Origin of the sequence: Halomonas sp. (assembly GCF_041689495.1) — a bacterium.
GTDB lineage: Bacteria > Pseudomonadota > Gammaproteobacteria > Pseudomonadales > Halomonadaceae > Halomonas.
Genome location: NZ_JBDNGD010000472.1, coordinates 1 through 9,827 on the forward strand (window position 1 = coordinate 1; position 9,827 = coordinate 9,827).

Sequence of the window (9,827 nt, forward strand, 5' to 3'; positions counted from 1 at the left end):
ACTAGCTCAGCATAGGTCGGAGTCGCCGCAACACCGAGAAGGGAGAGGCCGAAAAAATCGGCAATGACAGGACGAAAGCAGGACAGGCTGGGCATGAAGATATCCGAGCGGCAGACAGAATGGCCGGGAAAGCGCCGAGAGGACGAAGGAGGCATCTAATGCCTCCCAGAATAGTCACCTCAGGTGAGGAACGCGAATTCCCCGCCCCACAAGGCCACTGTCCCTCGGATCAACTCTGGGTCTCCTCCAGCGGCTCGATACGCACCAGATCCTCGTAGGCATGCCAGCTGGCATGTCAGAGTACCGGCAGGACCAGCGCCAGCCCGATGTAGAAGGTGAGAATCCCGACCAGCACGCAACCGGTCAGGATGGCCGCCCACAACAGCATGGGACGGAAGTTGGTGCCCACCGACCTTACACTGGCTTCGATGCCTTCCATGAAGGTGAGGTCCTCATCCATCAGGGTGGGGATAGCCACGACGCTGATGGCGAAGGCACCGAAGGCCAGAACGGCCCCTGCCACACTGCCCACGAGAATCATGCCGAGGCCCTCGGGACTGGTCAGCAGGGCGGAATACATGGCCGACGGACTCGGCACCTCAAAGCCGAAGAAGAGGGCGAAAAGCAGGGTCGCCAGACGAATCCAGGCAAGGAAGAAGATCATCATCATCACACCCATCATCGCCAGCTGGCCGGCGTGAGGGCGCCAGGCGCCGAAGGCATCACCCAGATGCGGGGCCCGATTGGCCTCCAGAGCGCGGCTGATGCCATAGGACCCCACGGCCACCAGGGGGCCGAGGAACATGAAACCCGCCACCAGAGGCAATAGCCAATGCCAGAGGCCCAGCGTCAGGGCCCCGGCGGTGATGGCGATGCTCAGCCCCACCCAGAACATTCCGTAGGCCAGACTGACGGCGGTCGCCTGACGAAAATCTTCGAATCCTGCCGCCAGCCAGGCCCGTGGACGATCCATGCCTACCGAATTGATGCTGATCTTCACCTGGGTGCTGCAGCCCTGCCCTTCTCTCTTGTTGTTGCCGCACTCATCGTGTCACCCCTACGCCTTGATTCATCCATTCATGCCCGACACTTCGGGTCGAGCCGCTGCCATCACCATACTTTACCTCAGAATCCCCGGCTTTGCCCTGGGTCAAGGTGGATACCCTTGTCGAGGATCTCCAAGATGGCCAGACGGCCGGAGACTATTGAAGAGGATATCGGGAACGACGAGAACACCTCGGCCCTGACGACCGGGATGTTCTCGTTTCTCGTTGCGGCGCCGTCACGAGACCACCGCTAGCGAACGATCATGACCGACATCTTGGTGTGATGCACCACATGCTCGGCGTTGGGACCCAGCACATAATCGGCGAACTTGCGCTTGTTGTGGGACGCCATGACGATCAGGTCTACCTCGAGTTTCTTGGCCGCCTTGATGATCGCCTCCCAGGGCGAGCCGTCGACGATGACACTCTGTGCCTGGATGTCCTCGGGCACATTCTCCTTGATGAAGGCATGCTGAGCCTCGGATATCGCCTCATGGGCCTTCTTGGCAAAATCCTTGGGAAAGTAGGACCCCACCAGTGGCATGCGGTAGTCCGGCAGTACCGTGACCACATGCAGGGAGGCGCCAAAACTGCGGCACAGCGTCAGAGCCGTGGGCAGCGCCTTTTCCCAGGAGCTCTCCTCGTTCAGGTCCACCGGCAGGAGGATCTTGTTGTACATGTGCGCTATCTCCTTCAAGCAGTAGCGGTGGCGGCAGTGCGATCACGACGACGACGCTGCAGCATCACGATCAGACCGAACACCAGGAAGGCAGGAATCCACATCAGTTCCTTGGTCCAGCGGTCGACAGGGGCCAGCACCTCGATGATTTCCTGGTCGAAGTCGAAGCCAAGATCCGCTGCCTGGCTGCCATAGGCAACCATATCGACGGTCGCCGTGTCGTCCTCGATCAATAGCTCCATGCCGAGGTTCTCTAGCCGTTCCTGGCCGGCCTCGCCCTCAGGCACCGGCAGGGTCATGTAGGTGGTCATGCGATCGCCATACGCATCGACACCCGCAATCTGCAAGCGCAGGGTAGAGTCTTCATCGGCATCGCCCAGGGCCTCGACGAATTGCGCGGGTGGCACGGATTCGTAGGGATCATGGATCATGTCCATCCAGAACCCGGGCCGGAACAGCGTGAACGCGATCAGCAGCAACATGATGGATTCATACCAGCGGTTGCGGGTGATCATGAAGCCCTGGGTCGCCGCGGCGAAGATCAGCAAGGCAATGGTCGACACCACGAAGATCAGGATGCCCTGCAGGAAGGTTACATCGATCAGCAGCAGGTCGGTATTGAAGATGAACAGGAACGGCAGCGCCGCGGTGCGCAGGCTGTAGTAGAAGGCCTGGAAGCCGGTCCGGATGGGATCGCCACCCGAGACGGCTGCCGCCGCGAAGGACGCCAGCCCCACCGGCGGCGTAACGTCGGCCATGATGCCGAAGTAGAACACGAACAGATGCACCGCAATCAACGGCACCAGCAGGCCGTTCTGCGCCCCCAGTTGGACAATGACCGGCGCCAGCAGCGCCGAGACCACGATGTAGTTGGCCGTCGTGGGCAGACCCATGCCGAGAATCAGGCTGAGCACTGCCGTGAGCAGCAGGATCAGCATGAGGTTACCCATGGCGAGGGTTTCCACCACGGCGGCCAGTACCAACCCCACCCCGGTCTGCGACACGGCCCCGACGATGATGCCGGCGGTGGCAGTGGCGATGCCGATGCCGATCATGTTGCGGGCACCGGTGACCAAGCCAATCCACAGGTCCATGGCGCCTTCGCGCAGATCCGCGCTCATATCGCTGCGACCCCGGAAGATCGAGGTAATGGGGCGCTGGGTAAGAATGATGAAGATCATGAACACCGTGGCCCAGAAGGCCGACAGCCCCGGCGACAAGCGCTCCACCATCAGACACCAGACCAGCACAACCACCGGCAGGATGTACTGCAGCCCTACCAGCACCGTGGGCCTGGTTTGCGGCAGCGAATAGATCGGCTGATTGGGATCATCCAACTCGAGTTCGGGGTAACCGGCTGCCAGCTTGAGCAAAGCGATATAGATCACTGTCAGCCCAACCGCGACCACCCAGGGTGTCGCATCGCCAAGGACCGGCTTGAGCCAGCCAAGGCCGTAATAGACCACCAGGGCCGTGACCATCAGCAGCAGCAGCCCACCGAGAAAGCCGATCACCTTGTTCAACAGCGGCTTGGCCGGATTGCTGCTTTCAATACCCTGCATGTTGGCCTTCATGGCCTCCAGGTGAACGATATAGACCAGCGCGATATAGGAGATCAGCGCCGGCAGGAAGGCATGCTTGATCACCTCGACATAGGAAATGCCCACATACTCGACCATCAGGAAGGCAGCTGCCCCCATGACCGGCGGCATGATCTGACCGTTGACCGAGGACGCCACCTCGACGGCCCCGGCCTTCTCGGCGGAAAAGCCGACACGCTTCATCATCGGAATGGTGAAGGTCCCGGTGGTCACGACGTTGGCGATCGACGAGCCGGAAATCAGCCCGGTCATGGCCGACGCCACCACGGCAGCCTTGGCCGGCCCGCCCTTGTAGTGGCCAAGCAGCGAGAACGCCACCTTGATGAAGTAGTTACCCGCCCCGGCCTTGTCGAGCAGGGCACCAAACAACACGAACAGGAAGACGAAACTGGTCGAGACCCCCAGTGCGATGCCGAAGACCCCCTGGGTCGTCAACCACTGGTGATTGATCAGCCCATAGAGGCTGACCCCGCCATGCGAGAGGATACCCGGCATCCAGGGGCCGGCCAGGCTATAGAGAAGAAAAACCGATGCCACGATCATCAGCGGCGGCCCAAGCGCTCGGCGGGTCGCCTCGAGCAGCAGCAGGATGCCCGCCACCCCGATGATCACGTCCTGCAGTATCGGCGCACCGGGGCGCTGGGACAGCTGCTCGTAGAACATGAACATGTAAGCGCCGCAGAAGGCCGCCACCGCGGCAAGCACCCAATCCTGGATGGGGATGCGATCGCGGGGCGAACGCTTGAGTGCCGGATAGGCCATATAGGCCAGAAAAAGCGCAAAGGCCAAGTGAATGGAGCGGGCTTCCGTGGCGCCGAACACGCCGAAACCCAGCATGAAGGGCACCGGAGAAGCGATCCATAACTGGAAAAGGGACCAGGTTGCCGCAATGCTCACCAGCAACTTGCCAGGCACGCCGGCCGGCTTTCGAGCCCCCGTATCCGTGGAGGCGACCATGTCCTCCAGATCGACACCCGAGTCGCGGGATCTAGTGTTGTCGTCAGTCATAGTCAGCCCTATCTGCGGTCGATCAGGTTGCTGTTGATGTTGTTATTGCGCCTGGGAACGACGCAGAAACGGCGCTCCCAACGCGATGCGCGGACACTCACAAGCATCCGCGCATCGATCATACGAGTGGAACCTTAGTCAAGACAGGATCACTCGATCCAGCCCTGCTCACGATAGTACCGTGCCGCCCCGTCATGCAGTGGTGCGGAAAGCCCCTGGGTGACCATATCTTCCTGGTTAAGATTCTCGAAGGCCGGGTGCAGCTGCTTGAAGCGATCGAAGTTGTCGAAGATCGCCTTGACCGTCTGGTAGATGACTTCCTCGTCGGCCTCGGCGGTCGTCACGAAGGTCGCCGCCACCCCGAAGGTCTCGACATCGTCCGGGTTTCCCTTGTACAGGCCGCCGGCAATGACGGAGGTGCTGTAGTAGGGATACTCGTCGACGATGCCCTGAATGTCCTCATCATTTAGCGGAATCAGACGGGCTTCGACCGTGGTGGTGGCCTCCTGGATGGAACCATTGGGGTGGCCGACCACATAGACCATGGCGTCGATGTTGTTGTCGGACAGGGCCGCGGCCTGCTCGGCGGCACCGAGCTGAGACGCCAGCGAGAAGGTGTCCTCGGTCCAGCCCTTGGCATCCATGACCACTTGCATGGTGTTGCGCTGGCCAGAGCCGGGATTACCGATATTGACGCGCTTGCCCTCCAGGTCATCGAGGGTCTCGATGCCGGAATCGGCACGCGCCAGCAGGGTCAACGGCTCGCCATGGACCCGGAAGACGGCACGCAGGTCTTCATAGGCATCGCCCTCGAAGTTGCCGGTACCGTTATAGGCCTGATATTGGACATCGGACTGCACCACGCCCATGCCCAGCTCGCCGGACTTGAGACCGTTGATGTTGGCCACGGACCCGCCGGTGGAGGGCGCGTTGCACTTGATGTTGGCGTCTTCCAGACGGTTCACCAGTCGGCAGATCGACTGGCCGACCACGTAATACACACCGGTCTGGCCACCGGTACCGATGGTGATGAATTGCTCCTCGTCCTGGGCGATCGCAGGTGAGGCGAAGATGGCAGCACCCAGCAGGGTGCCGGTGAAGGCGGCGGCGGAAAAAGCATGGCGTTTCATGGATACACCTCATGACAGGGGTTAGCGGAAGTTCCTTGGCAGAAGTGGATGCTGAAGCACGGCATCCAGCGACTACCGACGGTCAAACCGTCTTACCTGCTTTAGCGAATTTAGCAAAAAAACGATTCAAGTGAAAAAAGCCTTCTGACAGGACTATATTTACACCTGTCTAGAGTCTAAACCCCTACAAACGTTTAGCGAACGTTAATTTTCACGGCCCTGTCCTTCAAGAATCAACGCGGGCAAGGGTAGCTACACTCAATGCTCTGCTCCCAAGACCTGTGGGTGCGCAACCGGAGGCTCCATGCGGCTTCTCGCCTGTCAGAGCCGTACCCCGCACTCGGTGCCGTGGTGACCAATGGCGCCATCTGAAACGGCTGTCGGCGCTCCTTCGTACTGCCTGCGCCCAGGAAGTACCCGATCTGCTCGTGCTGCCGGAGCTCTCGAGCCAGGAATACAGCGACGAGGCCTTCGCCTGCCTGGATGAACTGGACGATGACCTTGCCGGTCCGGTGTTCGCGACCTTTGCCGACCTGGCCGGCGAACTCGGTACCACGATCGCCTTCGGCATGGCCCGCCGCCTCGAAAGACGATCGGTCAATTCCACAGCCGCCCGGACCTGCACATGACGGCTGAGCGAAGAAACGAACGCGGAAGCGTGCCCGGGAGTGACCCGTCAGGACGGGTCGCCGGCGCAGTGCTCACCACTCCCCGGCCAGCTGACGCAATCACCCACCTTGATGCCCTGGTCCTCGAAGTAGCCGGCATTGACTTCCAGCGCCGCGCGATAAGAAGCATCCGGCCGGGTGACCGGGCAGTCTCCGGGGGCCGACGATTCACAGGGATGCATCCGGTGGAGCGAGACGATTCGCCCGTTCTCGTCGATGAAGGCGATGTCCAGGGGAAGGCGCGTGCGGTACATCCAGAAGCCGTTGCGGGAGGGCTGGAGGCCACCATAGAGGAACAGCATCCCCGCTCCGGGATCCAGGTGGTCACGATCCATCAGGCCGCGACTGCGTTGTGACGCGGTGAGGGCCACTTCGACTTCAAGGTGGTGCGGTCCCTGGTCGCTGTGCAGTACCAGAGGCAGGGTCTCCATCGGAGCGGGTTCGGCAGCCAGCAACGAACCCGGCAGCAGGGAAACGGCCGGTACCAGGGTGGCCAGGCCCAGCAGCAACTGGCGGCGAGTCGAATTCATGTCGGCGTCCTTTTTGTAGTGTCGGGGACAGGAGTCTTGGAGACCGTAATATTGGAGCTGGTAGAGTCAGAGATAGTATCGCGGGGCATCAGGTGGATGCCCGAGGCCAACAACGATACCTGGACGGCTTCACCGAGCGCCAGGCCATTGCGGCGTGCGGCGTGGGTGGCGAGTTCGAATCGCAGGGTGTCTCCACCCTGCTCGATGGCCAGGGCGACCGAGGTGATCCCGCCCAGCACCACCATCTCGGCCACCCTCGCCGAGACGGGATTCTCGCGTTCGCCCCGGGAGGGGCGTTCCCGTCGATGCAGCACCACATCGGAATGGGGCAGGTACCAGTCGACCGTCTCCCCCGGCAATCGAGCGTCGAGTCCTCGGGCCACTTCCAGATAGACCTGGCCCCATTGAAGTCGCCGTTGGCCATGCCGCTCCACCACCTTGCCCTCGAAGACATTGTGACGGTCGAGTAGTCGGGCCACTGCCGGACTGGCGGGTCGACGAAAGAGCACCTCGGGGGTTTCCTGCTGGAGGCTCCTGCCGGCATGAAGGACGCAGATCCGGTCGGCCAGCGCCGTGGCCTCGTCCAGATCATGGGTGACCAGCACGATGGGAATACAGATCTGTTCCCGGAGCATGGCAAGCTCCCGCTGCAGACGCCGACGGGTCACCTGGTCCACTGCCGAGAAGGGCTCATCGAGCAACAGCACCCGTGGGCTCCTGGCCAGGGCACGGGCCAGAGCGACCCGCTGACGCTGACCACCGGATAGCGCGGCGGGATATCGGTCGGCCAGCCCCTCAAGGCGAACCCGGCCCAGCCAGGCCTGGGCCTGCTCCCGTCGCTCGCAGGCGGGCAGGTGGTCCAGTGCCACCATGATATTGGCCAGGGCACTCATGTGCGGAAAGAGGGCATAGTCCTGGAAGACCAGCCCCACCCGACGCTGCTGGGGGGAGCGCGAGATCGCTGCGGCGGCATCGAACCAGGCCTCACCGGCACAGCGGACCCGGCCACCGGAAGGCCTGTAGAGGCCGGCGATGGCTCGCAACAAGGTGGTCTTGCCGCTACCCGAGGGGCCCACCAGTGCCAGCAGCTCCCCGGGAGCACAGGCGAAGCTCGCCTCGAGCGGGATGGGGCCCTCCTGATGCAGATCGACGATCAGGTGGCCGTTGGACCGGGCCGAGCAATCAGGCATGTCGCCATTTCCGTCGCCCGGCCAGTCCGTAGACCACACCGATGGTCAGGAAGGAGACCAGCAGCAGCATGGCCGACATGATGGCCGCTCCCTGCTCATCGAAGGCCTGCACCCGGTCGTAGATGGCGATGGCCAGGGTGCGTGTCTCGCCGTCGATGGAGCCGCCGACCATCAGGATCACGCCGAACTCTCCCAGGGTGTGCGCGAAGGTCAGTGCCAGTGCCGAGATAAGGCCGGGCCAGACCAGCGGAAGCTCGATGCGCAGGAAGGTCTGCCAGGGCGAGAGACCGCTGCACCAGGCCGCCTCTCGCAGGTTGGCCGGTATCGTCTCGAAGGCCCGCTGGATCGGCTGCACGGCGAAGGGCAGATTGGCCACCAGGGAGGCGAGCAGGATACCGCTGAAGGTGAAGTTCAGTCCCTCGCCAAAGGCCCACTGCCAGAAGGTGCCGACAGGGGCCTCGGCGCCGAAAGACTGCATCAGGTAGAAGCCCAGCACCGTGGGGGGCATCACCAGTGGCAGGGCGACCAGGGCCTCGCAGAAGGCCTTGCCACGAAACCGGGCGTTGGCGAGGGTACGCCCCAGCCAGAGGCCGAACGGGACGAGCAGCAGGCAGGTACTGGCTGCCAGCTGCAGGGAAACCGAGAGGGCCGTCCAATCCATCAGGGGGCATCGTCCTCATCGTCGGGCAACCGGAAGCCGTAGCGCGCCAGCAGCGCCCTCGCCTCCTCTCCCTGTAACCAGTCGTAGAACGCCCGGGCAGTCTCCCCCGCCCCATCCACCAGGACCATCCTCTGCACCAGTGGCGTGTGCCAGCTCTCGGGAATCAGCACATGCTCGGCCCGCTCGACAAGGGGGGGGGCCAGGGCCAGGGAATAGGCGACCAGCCCCCCCCGGGCATCGGCGGAGAGCGCGAACTGAGCGGCCTGGGACACGTTCTCGCCCAGTATCCGCAGTGGCTCGACCGCTTCCCAGAGCCCGGCATGCGTCAGCGCCTGCATGGCCGCCACCCCGTAGGGGGCATGGTCAGGATTGGCCAGGGCGATGCGTGGCCTCCCCTCACCGGCTGTGTGGTCCTTGATGGCCTCGCGAACAGCTGCCAACGGATCCTCCTCCCCGGGGAGGTCGTCCTGCTCGTCCCGTTGCAGCCAGGCGAGTCGCCCGATGGCATAGACCACACCGGTATCCTGGGTACGTCCCTCCTCATGCAAGGCATGCACATAGGCCTCGTCGGCGGAGAGATAGAGCTCAAAAGGGGCCCCCTGGCTGATCTGGCGACGAAAGTTACCCGAGGAACCGAAATTCAGACGCAACTGGCGACCGGTCCCCTCGCCAAACACCTCGGCGGCTTCGGTGAGGGCGAACTGCAGATCCGAGGCGGCGGCCACTGTGGGCGTATCCGCCCTGGCCGACAAGGGCAGCAAGGAGAACAGCCCCAGTAGAACGGCAGCGTGTCCTGACGTCATCATCGTCTCCCCATGAATCGTTCTTTCCCCATGTACCGCCGACCGGGCGGTTGCCAGCGGATGATCAGGGCATTGTCGGCCAGGGCAAGGAAGGGAACAAGACGCGGCCACCCCCCTGGACATTCGACCTGACCTCGGTCAAGGATCCCGCTCGGGAGCCGTCAGAACGGCCCGAGCGTGGTCGGCCAGCAGTGACCAGCTCGAGTGCGGAACGCCGTATCAGAGACGGATGTGCATCGCCAGCGGATACTCATCGCAGTTATCCCCCTCCCCGCCGCGATCGACGACGAGGAACTCACCCTCGCGCTCCAGCACCGACTGGATGGCGTGCCAGGTGCCGACGCGGTAGTTGACTCCCTGGCAGCCGTCGGTGATGAAGGCACGCACTTGCTTCGGATCGATCGTGTCACCCGGCGGCGCGACGACCACCAGAAACCTTTCTTCATGCAGCGGCATGAAGGCCTGGCTGCCCAAGGGATGACGCTCGAGGAAATCGAGTTCCAGCGGCAAC

10 protein-coding genes are annotated in these 9,827 nt (G+C 62.8%); 1 reads left to right on the top strand and 9 read right to left on the bottom strand.

Features of this window, described 5'->3' with window-relative positions:
- Positions 1–295: 295 nt before the first annotated feature.
- The 4 genes from ACESMD_RS14380 to ACESMD_RS14395 form a co-directional block, all read right to left on the bottom strand.
- Positions 296–1,000 (bottom strand): DUF2189 domain-containing protein, encoded by a 705-nt coding sequence (locus ACESMD_RS14380; RefSeq protein ID WP_372614333.1) that lies wholly within the window; start codon positions 998–1,000, stop codon positions 296–298.
- A 296-nt stretch (positions 1,001–1,296) separates the two neighbouring features.
- A complete protein-coding gene (locus ACESMD_RS14385; RefSeq protein ID WP_372614335.1) occupies positions 1,297–1,725 on the bottom strand; it encodes a universal stress protein in 429 nt (142 codons plus the stop codon).
- A 14-nt stretch (positions 1,726–1,739) separates the two neighbouring features.
- Positions 1,740–4,334, bottom strand: coding sequence for a TRAP transporter permease (locus tag ACESMD_RS14390; RefSeq protein ID WP_372614337.1), 2,595 nt, complete (start codon positions 4,332–4,334; stop codon positions 1,740–1,742).
- Between the two features lie 149 nt (positions 4,335–4,483).
- Positions 4,484–5,464, bottom strand: coding sequence for a TAXI family TRAP transporter solute-binding subunit (locus ACESMD_RS14395; RefSeq protein WP_372614339.1), 981 nt, complete (start codon positions 5,462–5,464; stop codon positions 4,484–4,486).
- 428 nt (positions 5,465–5,892) lie between these two features.
- Between ACESMD_RS14395 and ACESMD_RS14400 the strand changes: the two genes are divergently transcribed.
- A complete protein-coding gene (locus tag ACESMD_RS14400; protein WP_372614341.1) occupies positions 5,893–6,093 on the top strand; it encodes a hypothetical protein in 201 nt (66 codons plus the stop codon).
- Between the two features lie 47 nt (positions 6,094–6,140).
- On the opposite strand, the gene ACESMD_RS14405 is transcribed toward ACESMD_RS14400, so the two are convergent.
- From ACESMD_RS14405 to ACESMD_RS14425, 5 genes are all read right to left on the bottom strand, one after another.
- On the bottom strand, positions 6,141–6,662 hold the full coding sequence (locus ACESMD_RS14405) for a DUF192 domain-containing protein (protein ID WP_372614343.1): 522 nt from the start codon (positions 6,660–6,662) through the stop codon (positions 6,141–6,143).
- A complete protein-coding gene (locus ACESMD_RS14410; protein ID WP_372614345.1) occupies positions 6,659–7,852 on the bottom strand; it encodes an ABC transporter ATP-binding protein in 1,194 nt (397 codons plus the stop codon). Before ACESMD_RS14410 ends, ACESMD_RS14405 begins: the two co-directional genes overlap by 4 nt.
- On the bottom strand, positions 7,845–8,513 hold the full coding sequence (gene modB / locus ACESMD_RS14415; RefSeq protein WP_372614347.1) for a molybdate ABC transporter permease subunit: 669 nt from the start codon (positions 8,511–8,513) through the stop codon (positions 7,845–7,847). Before modB ends, ACESMD_RS14410 begins: the two co-directional genes overlap by 8 nt.
- Positions 8,513–9,316, bottom strand: coding sequence for a molybdate ABC transporter substrate-binding protein (modA, locus tag ACESMD_RS14420; protein WP_372614349.1), 804 nt, complete (start codon positions 9,314–9,316; stop codon positions 8,513–8,515). Before modA ends, modB begins: the two co-directional genes overlap by 1 nt.
- Before the next feature lie 219 nt (positions 9,317–9,535).
- The coding region (locus tag ACESMD_RS14425; protein WP_372614351.1) for an ureidoglycolate lyase at positions 9,536–9,827 on the bottom strand (292 nt) is incomplete at its 5' end.

Excerpts from the sequence above, each read along its gene's own strand:
- ACESMD_RS14385 (WP_372614335.1), bottom strand. The coding sequence starts at position 1,725 with ATGTACAACAAGATCCTCCTGCCGGTGGACCTGAACGAGGAGAGCTCC.
- ACESMD_RS14390 (WP_372614337.1), bottom strand. The coding sequence starts at position 4,334 with ATGACTGACGACAACACTAGATCCCGCGACTCGGGTGTCGATCTGGAG.
- ACESMD_RS14395 (WP_372614339.1), bottom strand. The coding sequence starts at position 5,464 with ATGAAACGCCATGCTTTTTCCGCCGCCGCCTTCACCGGCACCCTGCTG.
- ACESMD_RS14405 (WP_372614343.1), bottom strand. The coding sequence starts at position 6,662 with ATGAATTCGACTCGCCGCCAGTTGCTGCTGGGCCTGGCCACCCTGGTA.
- ACESMD_RS14410 (WP_372614345.1), bottom strand. The coding sequence starts at position 7,852 with ATGCCTGATTGCTCGGCCCGGTCCAACGGCCACCTGATCGTCGATCTG.
- modB (WP_372614347.1), bottom strand. The coding sequence starts at position 8,513 with ATGGATTGGACGGCCCTCTCGGTTTCCCTGCAGCTGGCAGCCAGTACC.
- modA (WP_372614349.1), bottom strand. The coding sequence starts at position 9,316 with ATGACGTCAGGACACGCTGCCGTTCTACTGGGGCTGTTCTCCTTGCTG.